Annotated in this window: 15 protein-coding genes, 1 rRNA gene and 1 pseudogene; all 17 read right to left on the bottom strand. The window is 51.4% G+C overall.

All coding sequences use genetic code 11. The features are described 5' to 3' along the window. Positions 1-351: ribosomal RNA gene (locus ACI1P2_RS27465) — 16S ribosomal RNA — on the bottom strand; the annotation flags it as partial. 429 nt (positions 352-780) lie between these two features. Beyond that, entirely contained in the window at positions 781-2,118 is a 1,338-nt protein-coding gene (locus ACI1P2_RS27460; protein WP_355325954.1) for a TrkH family potassium uptake protein, read from the bottom strand. Positions 2,119-2,335: 217 nt separating this feature from the next. Then, positions 2,336-3,865 carry a lysine--tRNA ligase gene (gene lysS, locus ACI1P2_RS27455; protein ID WP_355325951.1) on the bottom strand — a complete coding sequence of 510 codons (1,530 nt, stop codon included), beginning with the start codon at positions 3,863-3,865 and terminating at the stop codon, positions 2,336-2,338. Between the two features lie 105 nt (positions 3,866-3,970). Further along, on the bottom strand, positions 3,971-4,447 hold the full coding sequence (gene greA / locus ACI1P2_RS27450; RefSeq protein ID WP_355325948.1) for a transcription elongation factor GreA: 477 nt from the start codon (positions 4,445-4,447) through the stop codon (positions 3,971-3,973). A gap of 275 nt (positions 4,448-4,722) precedes the next feature. Further along, the gene (gene dusB / locus ACI1P2_RS27445; RefSeq protein ID WP_355325945.1) at positions 4,723-5,715 is read right to left on the bottom strand and encodes a tRNA dihydrouridine synthase DusB; all 993 of its coding nucleotides are present in this window, start codon (positions 5,713-5,715) and stop codon (positions 4,723-4,725) included. 3 nt (positions 5,716-5,718) lie between these two features. Then, positions 5,719-5,949 carry a helix-turn-helix domain-containing protein gene (locus ACI1P2_RS27440; RefSeq protein WP_355325942.1) on the bottom strand — a complete coding sequence of 77 codons (231 nt, stop codon included), beginning with the start codon at positions 5,947-5,949 and terminating at the stop codon, positions 5,719-5,721. Further along, on the bottom strand, positions 5,901-6,449 hold the full coding sequence (gene folK, locus ACI1P2_RS27435; RefSeq protein ID WP_355325939.1) for a 2-amino-4-hydroxy-6-hydroxymethyldihydropteridine diphosphokinase: 549 nt from the start codon (positions 6,447-6,449) through the stop codon (positions 5,901-5,903). Before folK ends, ACI1P2_RS27440 begins: the two co-directional genes overlap by 49 nt. 11 nt (positions 6,450-6,460) lie before the next feature. Next, a complete protein-coding gene (gene folB, locus ACI1P2_RS27430) occupies positions 6,461-6,823 on the bottom strand; it encodes a dihydroneopterin aldolase (protein WP_355325936.1) in 363 nt (120 codons plus the stop codon). Between the two features lie 75 nt (positions 6,824-6,898). Continuing rightward, positions 6,899-7,756: a dihydropteroate synthase gene (folP, locus tag ACI1P2_RS27425; RefSeq protein ID WP_355325933.1), complete on the bottom strand. Its 858-nt coding sequence runs from the start codon at positions 7,754-7,756 to the stop codon at positions 6,899-6,901. Beyond that, entirely contained in the window at positions 7,753-8,640 is an 888-nt protein-coding gene (locus tag ACI1P2_RS27420) for an aminotransferase class IV (RefSeq protein WP_355325930.1), read from the bottom strand. The genes folP and ACI1P2_RS27420 overlap by 4 nt, the downstream gene beginning before the upstream one ends. Then, entirely contained in the window at positions 8,641-9,216 is a 576-nt protein-coding gene (gene pabA, locus ACI1P2_RS27415) for an aminodeoxychorismate/anthranilate synthase component II (RefSeq protein ID WP_355325927.1), read from the bottom strand. A 26-nt stretch (positions 9,217-9,242) separates the two neighbouring features. Continuing rightward, complete coding sequence (locus ACI1P2_RS27410; protein WP_355325924.1) at positions 9,243-10,790, bottom strand: anthranilate synthase component I family protein; 1,548 nt, start codon at positions 10,788-10,790, stop codon at positions 9,243-9,245. A gap of 109 nt (positions 10,791-10,899) precedes the next feature. Further along, positions 10,900-11,838, bottom strand: coding sequence for a cysteine synthase A (gene cysK / locus ACI1P2_RS27405; protein ID WP_355325921.1), 939 nt, complete (start codon positions 11,836-11,838; stop codon positions 10,900-10,902). A gap of 260 nt (positions 11,839-12,098) precedes the next feature. After that, positions 12,099-12,578, bottom strand: coding sequence for an RNA-guided endonuclease InsQ/TnpB family protein (locus tag ACI1P2_RS27400; RefSeq protein ID WP_355325918.1), 480 nt, complete (start codon positions 12,576-12,578; stop codon positions 12,099-12,101). Positions 12,579-12,585: 7 nt separating this feature from the next. Beyond that, positions 12,586-12,642: pseudogene (locus ACI1P2_RS27395) on the bottom strand (helix-turn-helix domain-containing protein); the annotation flags it as partial. Between the two features lie 272 nt (positions 12,643-12,914). Continuing rightward, on the bottom strand, positions 12,915-13,865 hold the full coding sequence (locus ACI1P2_RS27390; RefSeq protein ID WP_355325915.1) for a peptidylprolyl isomerase: 951 nt from the start codon (positions 13,863-13,865) through the stop codon (positions 12,915-12,917). A 37-nt stretch (positions 13,866-13,902) separates the two neighbouring features. Next, entirely contained in the window at positions 13,903-14,787 is an 885-nt protein-coding gene (hslO, locus tag ACI1P2_RS27385; RefSeq protein WP_355325912.1) for an Hsp33 family molecular chaperone HslO, read from the bottom strand. Positions 14,788-14,894 lie beyond the last annotated feature (107 nt).

Below are 14,894 nucleotides of genomic sequence, written 5' to 3'. Positions count from 1 at the left end.
GAGTCTGGGCCGTGTCTCAGTCCCAGTGTGGCCGATCACCCTCTCAGGTCGGCTACGCATCGTCGCCTTGGTAGGCCTTTACCCCACCAACTAGCTAATGCGCCGCAGGCCCATCCTCAAGTGACAGATTGCTCCGTCTTTCATCACGCTGCCATGCAGCAGCATGAATTATCCGGTATTAGCTACCGTTTCCGGTAGTTATCCCAGTCTTCAGGGCAGGTTGCCTACGTGTTACTCACCCGTCCGCCGCTAACTCTCAGAGGAGCAAGCTCCTCATCAAGTCCGCTCGACTTGCATGTATTAGGCACGCCGCCAGCGTTCGTCCTGAGCCAGGATCAAACTCTCCAATAAAGATGTTACGAAGTAACATCGTCCTCACCGGATTCGGGTTCCACTCGACTGAGTGAATCACATTCGGTGAGCGTTATCGAAAGAGCGATTAAGCTCATTTGAATCTGACGAGATTAATATCTCAATGTTCGCTCCGTCATTCGTTCTGTCATAGACACGAACCAAATGACTTCGCGGGTCGGTTTTACGATGTAAAACCTACTCACTCGTTGTTCAGTTTTCAAAGATCAAACTTTATCGTCGCTTCAACTTACCGCATCAGCAACTTTTATATCATAACACACACCAACCAACTAAGCAAGCACTTTTTTTAAAATTTTATTTCAAAAGGCTTAGCCTTTCTTGGCCGGACTTATAATTTATCACATTACAACACATGATGCAACCCTTTTCTTTAAAAAGACACCTGACAAATCAGGTGCCTTTCACTTATCCAATAATAATATGCCCCTCCGGATGACGGTACAGTTGCTTATCCGACTTTGGTCTGAGGGCGTACGCTATCGTAAGTGGGCCGATCCGGCCGATGAACATCGTTGCGCATATGATCAGCTTGCCAATGTCCGTCAGTTGCGGAGTCACTCCAACCGATAACCCAACCGTCCCGATCGCAGATGACGCCTCAAAGGCCAATGGAAGAAACTGAGCATCCTCCGTCGTTAATAGCAGCATTACTACGAGCATAAAGATCAACAAAGAAATGATAATAATCGTTAAAGCCTTCATCAGCATTACTTTGGGTACACGGTATTTAAAAAAGACAATGTCATTTCTTCCGCGCACCATAGCGATGATCGCCCCCATCATGATGATGAATGTGGTCGTTTTAATTCCTCCGCCCGTTGAACCGGGAGAAGCGCCAATAAACATCAACAGCATCATGAAAAACTGTGTCGCTTGCCTCAGCCCTGTAATATCAACCGTGCTTGTGCCAGAAGAACGCGTCGATACCGATTGAAAAATAGACGCGTACAATTTCTCCCCCAAATTCAACGGCCCGAGTGTACGCATGTTCGTAAACTCAAACACGAAAATAACGACAGCACCGATGACAATCAATCCGCCTGAAACCGACAGTACCAGCTTGGAATGGAGCGACAATTTGCGTGTGCGGCGAAAATCAAACAGCTCACTGAGCACGATGAAGCCCAATCCGCCTGATATAACCAGAACAGAAGCAACCAGGTTAAACAGCCAATCCCCCCTGTATTGGACAAAGCTGTTTCCAAACAGGTCAAAGCCCCCATTGTTAAATAGCGATACCGCGTGAAACAATCCATAATAAAAAGCTTGTCCTACAGGCATATCCGCCATCCAGCGCAAAGCAAGTATTACGGTTGCTATCCCCTCAATTGTGAAGGAGAAGATCATCACTTTACGAATTATTCGCACAATGCCTTCCATGCTGTCCGCATTAATGGCTTCTTTGAGCAGCAATCTGTCCTTTAAAGACAGTTTCCGCCCAAGCACCAGCGCAAACAATGTAGCCATGGTCATGAACCCCAGCCCGCCGAGCTGCATCAAAATCATGATGACAGTCTCACCGAATACAGTAAATGTAGTATTAACATCAACCGCTACCAGCCCGGTGACACATGCAGCCGAGGTCGCTGTAAATAAGGCATCAATCCAATGCAGAGAATGTCCGCCGTGGGATGCTGCCGGCAGCATCAGCAACAGGGTTCCAACGGTAATAATGGCCAGCAAGCCCGCCACCAGGATCAGAGGGGGAGATGCCATCTTCGTCATTTTCACGCTGAATCTCATGTCATTCATCTCTCCATCGCATCATAAGAAAAACGTCTAACGTCGTACATTCTAAGAAGACAGACCGCCTTTAGCAGTAGTTTTTCTTGCGATTATAGAATTGTTCAGCCCCGCTGAAAATTTATAAACTCTATAATCTTAGACAAAGAGGAGCAAGCGCGGTTGTCCGGCCGTTCCTCTTTGTCCTTGGATATAGATATAGTGCCAGTGCTGCCGATTATTCTGCAGAACGGTTGCGCATGTGTGGGAACAGCAGGACATCCCGAATGGACGCCGCATCCGCCAGTAGCATAACGAGACGGTCCACGCCGATGCCCAGTCCGCCGGTTGGCGGCATTCCGTATTCCAGAGCACGAATGAAATCATCGTCCATCTCATGGGCTTCGTCGTTGCCATGCTCTTTCTCAAGCAGCTGCGCTTCAAAACGCTGCCGCTGGTCAATCGGATCATTCAGCTCTGTGAAAGCATTAGCGTGCTCACGGGCTACAATAAACAACTCAAAACGGTCCGTAAACCGTGGATCCTGCTCATTCTTTTTTGCGAGCGGAGAAATCTCAACAGGATGCCCTGTCACAAAAGTCGGCTGAATCAGCGTTTCCTCTACAAATTGCTCGAAGAAAGCATTCAGGATATGACCGAAGGTCATATGCGGCTCCACGCCTCCAACTTTGTGTTCTTTAGCCAGCCTGTGCGCCTCTTCATTAGTCATGTGAACACCAAAGTCAACACCGGTCACTTCTTTAACCGCGTCAACCATCGATACCCGGCGCCACTGCGGAGTCAGATCGACTTCCTGGCCCTGATACATAATTTTATGCGATCCAAGCACTTCTTTCGCAATGTGAGCGATCAGATTTTCCGTCAGTTCCATAATATCCTTGTAGTCGGCATAAGCCTCATAAAGCTCAATCATGGTGAATTCCGGATTATGACGGGTGGAAATTCCTTCGTTCCGGTATACACGGCCGATTTCATATACTTTCTCCAGACCGCCTACGATCAGACGTTTCAGGTGCAGCTCAATGGCAATACGCATATACAGTTGCATGTCCAGCGCATTGTGATGAGTAATAAACGGCTTGGCCGCCGCCCCGCCTGCGATCGCGTGCAATGTCGGCGTTTCCACCTCCAAGTATCCGAGGGAATCCAGATAACGGCGCATGGACTGAATGATCCGCGAGCGGGTGATAAATGTCTTCTGCACCTCCGGGTTCATGATCAGATCCACATAACGCTGGCGGTAGCGCAGCTCCACGTCCTTCAAGCCATGGTATTTTTCCGGCAAAGGATACAGAGACTTGGAGAGAACCTCCAGATCCAGCACCTTGACGGTCGTTTCGCCTGTTTTGGTTTTAAATAGAACCCCTTTAACACCGACAATGTCACCCAGGTCCAGAATGGTGAACGCTTTATATTTTTCCTCGGCAACGGTATCCTGACGAACATAAATTTGAATTCGTCCGCTCAGGTCCTGAATATGAGCGAAGCTGGCTTTACCCATACCGCGTTTGGCCATAATGCGGCCCGCGATGCTGACTTCGACATGCTTTTCGTCAAGCTCTTCCTTGGTCAAAGCATCGTACTCACTCAGAAGCGCCCCCGCTTCACCTGTTCTGATGTATTTGCGGCCAAACGGGTCAATCCCGAGCGCACGCAGCTCGTCCAATTTGGCACGGCGAATCTGCAGCAGCTCACTTAATTCCTCGCGGCTCTCCTGCGGTTCTTGGTTCATGTTTTCATCCGACATTGTAAGCTTTCATCTCCTTCTTCTAAGTAGCGGAGCTATCCGCTATATATCCTAGAGAAAAAAGCTTCCCTAAGGAAGCTTTTTTGTTAACTAAAATCAGTTGCCTTATTTTTTGATATCCACAATTTTATATTGGATGACGCCTGCAGGCACATTTACGTCAACGATCGTTCCCTTTTTCTTGCCCAAAATCGCTTTGCCAACGGGGCTTTCATTGGAAATTTTATTTTGAAGCGGATTGGATTCGGCTGTGCCGACAATCGTATATTCCACGATATCCCCGAACTCCAGATCTTCAACCGTAACGATTGCACCGACTCCTACGGTATCCGTGTCAATCTCATCGCTGTTAATAATGCGTGCGTTGCGCAGCATTTTCTCCAACGTAATAATACGGCCTTCGATAAACGCCTGCTCATTCTTGGCATCTTCGTACTCGGAGTTCTCGCTGATGTCACCGTAACCGATGGCTATTTTGATCCGCTCCGCGACTTCGCGGCGCTTAACCGACTTCAAGTTCTCAAGCTCGTCTTCAAGCTTCTTGAGACCTTCCTGTGTCAGAATGACTTCTTTATCGCTCATCTCAACCGATTCTCCTGTCATGGAAAAAGTTAAATGTGCATAAGGATGCACGCTGTTTACACACTATATGCCGATCTGGGAGAATGAGAACATTCCCTGCTGCTGTAAGGGTGATACTTGCATCAAAGCAGCTCAATCAGAATTTTATACTGAAAGATTATATGGCAAGCATATGGAAAAGTCAATTAAACCCAGATGTTTACCCCCTATGCTTTTATCAAGAGGTAAGTTCACCGCCAGCCAAATGAAACAGCCTGCTCCATCCGACTGCACGATCAGGATACAAGAGTCGCCGGGTTGTCGAGCTCAGCAACGAAGTTTACTAAAATTTGCACCATTTCATCGCGCTTTGTTTCTTCCATTACCATGTCTTTCACACGCGCTGAGCCTTTCAGCCCTTTCAGGTACCAGGCCAGATGCTTGCGCATTTCCCGCACAGCCACCGCTTCGCCCTTCAAAGCAACGAGACGGTCCATATGCAGGATGGCCACACGGATTTTCTCTTCTGCTGCAGGGTCAGACAGGAGCTCCCCGGTCTCCAGGTATTGAATCGTACGATACAGCATCCACGGATTGCCGAGAGCGCCCCGTCCGATCATGACACCGTCGCATCCCGTTTCATCCAGCATACGGCGGGCATCCTCTGGTGTCACGACATCACCGTTGCCAATAACGGGAATGGAAACCGATTCCTTCACCTGCTTGATGTAGCTCCAATCCGCATGCCCGGTATAAAGCTGCTCACGGGTACGCCCATGAACGCTGACGGCCTTACCGCCCGCACGCTCCACTGCCTTGGCGTTCTCGACCACATAAATGTGCTCGCTGTCCCAGCCGATCCGCATTTTGACCGTAACAGGTTTATTGACGGCGTCCACTACAGCAGACACCATTTCGTAAATTTTATTCGGGTCCAGCAGCCAGCGTGCGCCCGCATCACATTTGGTGACTTTGGGAACAGGGCAGCCCATATTAATATCGATAATATCAGCATTGGTCTCCTGATCAACAACTTTGGCAGCTTCCACAAGCGATTCCCGGTCACCGCCGAAGATTTGCAGGCTGAGCGGCTTTTCCCGCTCATCCACGTACAGCATCTCGCGGGTGCGCTTATTGCCGTGAACGATGGCTTTGTCGCTGACCATCTCAGCGCAGACAAGCCCGGCTCCGAATTCCTTGGCGATCAGGCGGAATGCCGGGTTGCATACACCGGCCATGGGAGCGAGCACGACCTGGTTTTTCATTTCAATATCGCCGATTTTCAGCATAACTCAATTTTCACTCCTTTTTACATGTTCCGTATGAGGTTGAAGCTCTTGAGTTGTTATTCCCAGGGCCTGTGCAATCGTATCTAATATATCTTGTTCGGCCATCCGGTTACCGCGCTCGATGGATCCCAGCACGGCGAGGGATATGCCTGTTCTATCGGCCAGCTCCTGCTGGGTGAAGCCCTTCAGCTTCCGGAAGGCGCGGAGGCGCTGCGCCAGCTGCAAGTTTTCCAACGCTGTATGCCGTCCTTTCCATCCAGTTTTCTCATTGCTGACTGTACGATTTCTGTTAAACCAGACAGATCGTTTTCAATCAGAATGTCTGCTAAAGGAATCAGGACAAAGGCCCGCTCCTCCATCCTCGGATGAGGCAGCTCCAGCTCAGGGGTCTGAAGCGTAACCCCCTCCACAAACAGCAAATCCAGATCAACCGTCCGGGGGCCCCATCGTATGCTGCGCACACGGCCAAGCTCCTGCTCAGTATGCAGCATACAGCGGAGCAGCTCCTGCGGGCTTAATGTGGTTCTTACGGCAATAGCCATATTTATAAAAGAAGGCTGATCCACATAGCCCACCGGTTCCGTCTCATAGAGATCGGAGCAGCGCAGCACCAGAATATCCGGATGAGCATCCAGACGCCCGATCGCTTCGAGCAGGGTATGCTCGCGGTCCCCCAAATTAGCCCCTAAAGCAATATAAGCCTCTGATGGCTCAGAGGTCGTATGAGCATTCATGTCGCCCACCTTCACTTTCTTGTCCGATGGAGCTCCACAGTGACACCCTTGAAATGAATATCAAAAGGCGGATGCGGCTTCGTGACTTTAACTGTCAGTGCATTGACACTAGTATAAGTGTCCAGTAGGGAAGATGCAATACGTTCTCCTAAGGCTTCAATTAATTGGAACGATTGCTTTTCCACAATGCCCTTGACCAGCTCATGCACTTCGGCATAGTTCACGGTTTTGCCCAAATCGTCGTGTTCACCGGCTTCCCGCAAATCCATGCTTAACTCCAGATCGATATAAAACCGTTGGCCCAGCTTGCGCTCTTCGGGGAACACCCCGTGATAACCGTAATATTCCATGCCCTGGAGTATCATTTTATCCATACACTAACTCCTCCGCCTTTTAAAGGTTCGATTATTTTGCACGACTAATCTTTTATTAATACATATTTTCTAGGTTTATCTTCTCTGCAGCTCGGGAGATACATACAGCATGGCATCACACATCTGTACCGTACGCCGGATCAGACGTACATCATGCACCCTCACAATCTGACAGCCCTGGGCAATGCCAAAGGCGACCGTGGCAGCCGTGCCTTCCACTACGTCGTCAACCGGAAGATCTAGCACGGTACGGATAAATTTCTTGCGGGACGTCCCCAGCAGCAGCGGGTATCCCAGTCCACCCAACTTGTACAGAGAGGCCATCGTCCGCAGATTCTCATGAAAATCTTTGGCAAAGCCTATGCCCGGGTCCAGAATAATCTGTTCCGGCCTTACACCGGCATCTTCAGCGATTCGAACGCTCTCCAGCAGGTCGGACTGTATGTCTGCCATTAAATCCGTGTAATCGCGGTTGGTGCGGTTATGCATCAGAATGACCGGACAGCCATGGGCCGCGGCCACTCCCGCCATATCGGGATCAGCCTTGAAGCCCCATACATCATTAATCATATGGGCTCCTGCTTCAAGCGATTGCCGAGCCACCTCCGCCTTGTAGGTATCAATGGACAGCGGAATATGCGGCGCTTCGCGGTGCAGCGCTTCCACTACGGGAATCACGCGCGACAGCTCCTCGTCCAGGCTGACCGGTTCATGTCCGGGACGCGTTGATTCGCCTCCGATATCGATGATATCTGCCCCGTCCTCCATAAGCTCCAGGGCATGCCGAACCGCCTGTTCTACCGTATTGTGGTGCCCCCCGTCGGAAAAAGAGTCCGGTGTTACATTGAGAATGCCCATAATCAATGTTGAGTCACCCAATGACAGTTGAATATCCCCACATCCATAGTTGCGCTTGTAAATAATCGGATTCATACATTAACCCCTGCTTTCTGATGATAGGCCTTGAGAAGAAGCTCTGTAACCGGGCCATACTTTCCGCTCCCGACCTGCCTGACCTCCCCGTGCGGTTCAACCAGCCTAATCACGGGGGTGATTTCCTGAACCGAGCCTGTCAAAAACACTTCATCCGCCTCAATGAGATCATTCCAGGTATACAACCCCTCCAAGGCATGTTTTCCACAGCTGCGCGACAGCTCAAGAACAAATTCGCGGGTGATGCCCCCCAGTGCTCCTGTCGACAGCTCCGGTGTATGCAATACCCCATCCTTGACAAAAAAGAGGTTGCTTACAATCCCTTCACATAAAAAACCATCAGCAGTCAGCATCAGACCCTCCGCCGGAAGGGGAGAAGCTCCCTCGTATCCGGCCAGCTCACGTTTGGCCATAATATTGTTCATATAATGCAGCGATTTCAACCGCACCCCGCTCTCCGGGGTGTTGCGGCGGGTATGAAGCAGGTACAGCGCTTTGCTGCGCTTGGCCGGGTCAGGAGAAAGCAGAGGTAATGCACGCACAAATAAAATGTGATTTGGACGGCTGTAGCTCCCGGCAGGCAGGCCAAACGCCTCCTCTCCCGCCGAAACCGTATACCTGATATAGGCGTCCTCTAAGCCGTTGGCCTCCATTAAGCGGCTGATTAGCTCTGCCAGCCCTTTTTCATCCACTTCAAACGGAATGTCAAGCATTCTGCAGCCCTCGGACATTCTGCGCAAATGCCGGTCGAGCAAAAAAGGCTGGCGGTTATATGTACGAAAAGTCTCGAACAGGCCCATACCGTACAAAAAGCCGTGATCACTTACGTGAACCACGGCAGCGGCGGCATCGGTCAAAACACCGTTCATTCCGATATATTTCATTCAGGCGCCCACTTTACGCTTCAGGAAGTTGCGCAGAATTTGATGACCGTGATCCGTAATGATCGATTCCGGATGGAACTGCACGCCTTCCACATCGAATTCTGTGTGCCGCAGGCCCATAATTTCGCCTTCCGCCGTTTCGGCAGTGATCTCCAGGCAATCCGGAAGATTGCTTCGCTCCACCAGCAGTGAATGGTAGCGGGTAGCCGTAAACGGAGACGGAAGCCCTTCGAAGACCGAGCTGCCATGATGCAGAATCGGTGATGTCTTGCCATGCATAAGCCGCTCCGCTCGGATGACATTGCCGCCGAATGCCTGTCCGATGGCCTGGTGTCCGAGGCATACGCCGAAAATCGGAATTTTTCCCTTAAAACGCGAGATGACATCAAGCGTAATTCCCGCCTCGTTGGGGGTGCAAGGCCCCGGCGAGAGCAGGATATGATCCGGAGCCATGTCCTCAATCCCCTGCAAATCAATTTCGTCATTGCGTTTGACCGTAACTTCCTCACCCAATTCACCCAGATATTGCACCAGGTTATACGTAAAGGAATCATAATTATCGATCACCAGTATCATGTTCCGTCATCCCCCTGTTCGTGTCACTAGCTTGAAGCGGATTCTTCTTCACTGTACTGTACAGCCTTCATGACGGCTTTGGCTTTATTGCGCGATTCCCTGTATTCCCGGTATGGATCAGAATCGATAACAATGCCGGCGCCGGCTTGTATATATGACATGCCGTCCTTGACGGCGAGCGTTCTAATAATAATATTTAATTCCATATCGCCGTTATAGTCAATCCACCCCATGGATCCGGTATACGGACCACGGCGGACCGGCTCCAGCTCCTCGATAATTTCCATCGTGCGGACTTTGGGCGCTCCAGTAATTGTTCCTCCGGGAAACATGGCTGCAATGACATCGATCGCATTGCGACCCTTAGCCAGCCGGCCTTCCACCTGCGAAACGAGATGCATGACATGCGAATAGTATTCTACTGTCATCAGTTCCGGAACGTGAACGGTGCCATACTCGGCGATCCGGCCGATATCATTGCGCTCCAGATCAACGAGCATAATATGCTCGGCCCGCTCCTTCTCGCTGCTCAGCAGCTCCTCCGCCATCGCCGCATCCTCGGCAGGCGTCCGCCCGCGCCGCCTTGTCCCCGCGATCGGCCTGGCAGCCACCCGGCCTCCGTCCAGCTTCACAAGCAGCTCAGGCGAGCCGCTCGCCAGTGTGAAATGGGGAGTCCGAAGCATTCCCATGTAGGGAGACGGGTTCAGCAGACGCAGCCACTCATAGATGTCCTCAGGCATGGAAGTCAGCCTTCGCTGCTGGCGGAGCGACAGATTGACCTGGAACACATCGCCCTGGCCAATATACTCCTGGATGCGCTGTACCGCCTGTTCAAATTTGTCCTGCGGAAAGGCCGCTTCCCAATCCTCCAGCCCGGCATGGCCCCCGGCGTCCGGGTCCGCGCTGATCCGGCTTAGACGGACCTCCCTGCGAAGGTTTCCGGTCTCGCCCTTGAACAACTCCTGCCATAAGCCCAGCATCCCTTCCGTGCGTTGTACCGCTTCATGATACAACTCCGGAAGCCGAGCTTCCTGTGCAGCGGGCGGAACCGGAGTATGAACGGCACAGTAAAGCCTCCGCTCCTGATGATCATAGATCCATATCTCATCCATCCGCATCCACACATAATCCGGCAGGCCGGTATCATCCGCAGCAGACACAGGGAGGCGCTCCAGGGAACGGGCTACGTCGTAGGCGAGAAAACCTGCAAAGCCGCCGTGGAAAAACGGAAGATGCTCTAGTCGCGGCGCTTTGAAAGGGGCTGTCCATGCCCCCAGGACCTGCAGGGGCGGGCCCGTTAATCTGCCTTCCTTCCCGTTGTCGAGCTCGACCCACTTCGCTTCCTCGTCTTTGCCAGTCAGAACTGCCTCAGGCCTCAATCCCAAGTAGGTATAACGCCCCTCTTTTCCGCTCTCCAGCACAAAAGAATAGGGAGAAGCCGCCTGCCAGGCCTCCGTCCATTCCGCAGGAAGTCCTTCCTGCCAATCGGTTTCTGCAATCAACGGCAGCATGGTCCAGCCTTCCTGCAGCCATGCCTGCCAATCCGAGATAGGTATGGTCATCTTTTTTATCATTCAAATAAATCCCCTGTTCTGTGCTGCATCTTGTAATATTGTCCGCTTTGAGTATCCAAAAAAATCCCCCGCCCCTGCCCTGCAGGAGTGAGGGATTTCATCATGACAATTATGCTTCAAAATTGTATAAAGGAGTACTGAGGTAACGTTCGCCGTTACTTGGAACAATGACAACCACACGTTTGCCTTTGCCCAATTCTTTAGCCACCTTCAGACCTGCGAAAATAGCTGCTCCCGAGGAGATACCGGACAGGATGCCTTCCTCTTTGGCCACCTTGCGAGCCGTTTCAAAGGCTTCCTCGTTCTCGACATGAATGATCTCATTATAGATATCCTGATTTAGAATCTCAGGGATAAAGTTCGCTCCGATGCCCTGGATTTTATGAGGACCTGGTTTGCCGCCTCCCAGAATAGGGGAAGCTGCCGGCTCGACCGCTACGATTTTAATATCAGGGAATTCCTGCTTCAGCACTTCTCCAGCACCACTGATCGTACCGCCTGTGCCGATACCTGCTACAAAGGCATCTAGCGAGCCGCCGATGGATTGAATGGCTTCCACGATCTCCGGACCTGTAGTTTCGCGGTGAATTTTTACGTTAGCCTTGTTTTTGAACTGCTCAGCAGCGAAGTAATCCGGATTTTCGCTCAGAAGCTCTTCCATTTTCTTAACCGCACCGTTCATGCCTTCGGATCCTGGTGTCAGCACAAGCTCCGCTCCGTAAGCGCGCAGCAGATTGCGGCGCTCCAAGCTCATCGTTTCAGGCATAACAATAATGGCTTTGTAGCCTCTGGCTGCCGCTACCATCGCCAGGCCGATGCCCGTATTGCCGCTGGTTGCCTCAATAATCGTTCCGCCCGGCTTAAGAACACCTTCCTTCTCCGCTTCATCGACCATACTGATAGCGATGCGGTCCTTTACACTGGATCCAGGATTCTGATATTCCAGTTTTACATAGATTTCCGCGCTGTCTTCCGGCACGATGCGGTTCAGACGGACAAGCGGTGTTCCTCCGATAAGTTCTGTAACGTTATTGACGACTTTAGGCATACTAAGTACCTCCTTGGCAGATGGCTATATTTTCACTTCTGATTTCCGAGTAAATAGGTAGGTTTTACTAGTAATCATATCAATCCAGCCCGGATTTGTCAACCATGCTTCTGTGAATGTTCCCACCGCCTGAAGAGGCGGGGGCTTCTTGTTTCGACGATCGCTGCCTTTCTGTAGGAAAGGTCTGACTGGATCTCCACAAGCGTTCGATGCGGCACGCATCCCGTTCGGGGCAAACCCTCCCTACGGTATTCGGTCCATCACGCTACGATGTTCAAAGCCCGCTGCAAAATGACCTGGGCCGAAACGATGTCCCTGTCCTGCACCAATCCGCATTCTTCGCATTCATGAAGCCGGATGGCCAACGTTTTGGGAACATCCGCACCGCATATGCAGGTTTGCGATGTCCCGTGGGCGGGCACTTGTACGAGTCGCTTCCCCTGTCTTGCGGCTTTATATGACAGATAGGTGATGAACATTCGCCATCCGGCATCCGAGATGCTTTTGGACAGCCGGCGGTTACGGATCATGTTCTTCACTTTCAGCTGCTCCACCGCCATCAGGTCATGTTCCTGAACGATGCGATGCGATTGTTTGTGCAAGAAATCTTTTCGCTGCCGCGCCACTTTCTGGTGGGTGCTCGCGACTTTCCGTTTGGCTTTCTGCCGGTTGCGGGATAGCCGCCGCTGGGCTCGTCTGAACCGCTTCTCCGCTCTTCGCAGATGCCGCGGGTTGTCCACCTTCGATCATCAGTTCTTCCTGTCCGGGGGTCGGGTAGAGGCGAAATTGATACGTGATTTGCACGATGGGTCACCGCCTTAATGAGAACGTATATTCCCATCATATCACACAAACATTCGACTAGGAAAGCGCGCGCCTCATACAATAGACAAGTGCATTTAGGCTTCGCCTAACCGAGATTCATCCCCTACTCAAAGTTTTGTGAGCGCTGCTTCCTGAATAAACTTCAAACAAAACTCGCTTCGAAAGCATAGGCTCAGAGGAAGGGGACTTCTCACGGAAAGATGTTAAAAAACATGCCTCCAACCGGGATGAAACCGGGACAGTTTGTATCATCAAGAAGAAGGGAAATCAGCCGTAATTCTTGCGCCATACTTCGAGCGGAGGTTCTTTTCCAACTCATCAAGCGGCCCGGCCTGCTGCAGTGCCAGCTCCTTGCGGACCTCCTGGCGGATTTCCTGCGGAAGCTCGGTATCCTCCATTCGTATATCCTTAACATACACAATGGCATATCCATTAGGCACCTTCAGAGGCCCGGCGCTTTCCCCGGGGTTTATCCCTCTGGCCGTCTCCATAACGGTCTCAGGGAGGAAGGGATCGTCCTCGTCTGTCCACCCCAATGAGCCGCCGTTATCCTTGGAGAATTGATCTGTAGAGTAAGAGCGCGCGAGCTCCGCAAAATCCTCGCCTTTATCCAGACGGTCCAATATGTTTTCCGCCTGATCCTTTTTGTCAACGGTGATCCAGGCCAGATCCAATTGTTTATGGGAGCTGTATTCATCCGGATGTTCCCGGATATAGCTGTCAACCTGTTGATCATCAATGCGGATTCCCAGGGTCGCAATCTTCTCCAGGCTGATCCGGTACATAACTTCAAGGACTAAATCGTCTCGGGAAAGGCCGAACTGGTTTTGCATTTCTTCATAATAGGCTTCTTCCGACACGTATCCTTCCATTTGCTTCTTCAATCTTTCCTGAATTTCTTCCTCTGTAACCTGAATTCCTTGCGACTTGGCTTCCAGAGCGATCGCCTTACGGTTCAGCATCTCCAGAAGCATATTTTTTCCATACCGCTTCTTTAGCTCTTCTACCCATTCCTGTTCAGATATCGTGTCGTCACCGATGATGGCAGCAGCGTGCGATCCCTCATCCTTGAGATCCGCATCAGCCTCCCCGTTATCCCGCGCGGGCTGCAGTCCTCTGTAACCTATTAAACCGCCCAACACCAGAACGCTGATGGTCAAGACAACGACAGCCGCCAGTAAACCCTTCTCCTGTCTTGTCATCCCAATCGCTCACTCTTCCCCGAGTTATTGTACTTCTTTACGCTTTAGCTTGATCCAAAAGCCGCTGTAAATGATCTTTATCAAAACGGTAGGCCTCATTGCAAAAATGGCAAACAACCTCCGCCTGTCCTTCTTCGGCAATCAGCTGTTCCAGTTCATGCTGACCCAGGCTGATCAGCGTTTTCTCCACCCGCTCTTCAGAGCATTGGCATTGAAAACGAATATCCATGCTGTCCAACACCTGAACGTCAGGCAGCATCCAGCGCAGCATTTCTTCCAGCTCCAAGCCCTGGTCGAGCAGCGTGGTTACCGGTGGAACAGCGCCTACTGCGTTCTCAATTGCCGTAATTTCGTCATCGCTCAGCCCCGGCAGCAACTGGATGATAAATCCGCCCGCAACAATCACGGAATTATCGGTATCTACCAGAACGCCCAATCCAACGGCAGAAGGTGTTTGTTCCGATTTAGCAAAATAATAGGTGAAATCTTCCCCCAGCTCGCCCGATATGATAGGAATGCTGCCCCGGTAAGGCTCCTTCAGCCCCAAATCCTTCGTGATATGGATGAAACCGCTCGTGCCTACAGCGCCTGCCACATCCAGCTTGCCCATACTGTTGCTGGGCAGGTGAACATGAGGTTCTGCCACGTATCCGCGGACCTCCCCTTTGGCATTGGCATCCGCCACGATCTGGCCGATGGGACCGTCGCCTTTGACCTGTACCGTCAGCTTCTCTTCGCCTTTCAGCATGGCTCCCATCATGGCTGCCGCCGTTACCGTCCTGCCCATCGCGGCAGTCGCTGTAGGATAGGTATCGTGTCTGCGGCGCAGCTCTTCAACCAGCTCTGTTGTGCGGATGGCAAAAGCTCTGACGCGGCCATCCAGCGCCGTTCCCCGGATTAACCGGTCCTGTAGTTTATCCATTATGTGTGACAGCTCCTTTTATGTGAAAAGCCGTTTCCGGCTTTTACGTGTTGTTATTCTTTTTCCAATTATAGACGAAAAGCGCCGCCAATCCAAACCGGGCATAG

Source organism: Paenibacillus jiangxiensis, assembly GCF_046098255.1.
GTDB lineage: Bacteria > Bacillota > Bacilli > Paenibacillales > Paenibacillaceae > Paenibacillus > Paenibacillus jiagnxiensis.
Note: the sequence above shows the minus strand (reverse complement) of the source record. Positions and strands in the feature narration are given on the sequence as shown.

Bases quoted from the DNA above. Each gene is read 5' to 3' on its own strand.
- ACI1P2_RS27460 (WP_355325954.1), bottom strand. From the start codon at position 2,118: ATGAGATTCAGCGTGAAAATGACGAAGATGGCATCTCCCCCTCTGATC.
- lysS (WP_355325951.1), bottom strand. From the start codon at position 3,865: ATGTCGGATGAAAACATGAACCAAGAACCGCAGGAGAGCCGCGAGGAA.
- greA (WP_355325948.1), bottom strand. From the start codon at position 4,447: ATGAGCGATAAAGAAGTCATTCTGACACAGGAAGGTCTCAAGAAGCTT.
- dusB (WP_355325945.1), bottom strand. From the start codon at position 5,715: ATGCTGAAAATCGGCGATATTGAAATGAAAAACCAGGTCGTGCTCGCT.
- folK (WP_355325939.1), bottom strand. From the start codon at position 6,449: ATGAATGCTCATACGACCTCTGAGCCATCAGAGGCTTATATTGCTTTA.
- folB (WP_355325936.1), bottom strand. From the start codon at position 6,823: ATGGATAAAATGATACTCCAGGGCATGGAATATTACGGTTATCACGGG.
- folP (WP_355325933.1), bottom strand. From the start codon at position 7,756: ATGAATCCGATTATTTACAAGCGCAACTATGGATGTGGGGATATTCAA.
- ACI1P2_RS27420 (WP_355325930.1), bottom strand. From the start codon at position 8,640: ATGAAATATATCGGAATGAACGGTGTTTTGACCGATGCCGCCGCTGCC.
- pabA (WP_355325927.1), bottom strand. From the start codon at position 9,216: ATGATACTGGTGATCGATAATTATGATTCCTTTACGTATAACCTGGTG.
- ACI1P2_RS27410 (WP_355325924.1), bottom strand. From the start codon at position 10,790: ATGATAAAAAAGATGACCATACCTATCTCGGATTGGCAGGCATGGCTG.
- cysK (WP_355325921.1), bottom strand. From the start codon at position 11,838: ATGCCTAAAGTCGTCAATAACGTTACAGAACTTATCGGAGGAACACCG.
- ACI1P2_RS27390 (WP_355325915.1), bottom strand. From the start codon at position 13,865: ATGACAAGACAGGAGAAGGGTTTACTGGCGGCTGTCGTTGTCTTGACC.
- hslO (WP_355325912.1), bottom strand. From the start codon at position 14,787: ATGGATAAACTACAGGACCGGTTAATCCGGGGAACGGCGCTGGATGGC.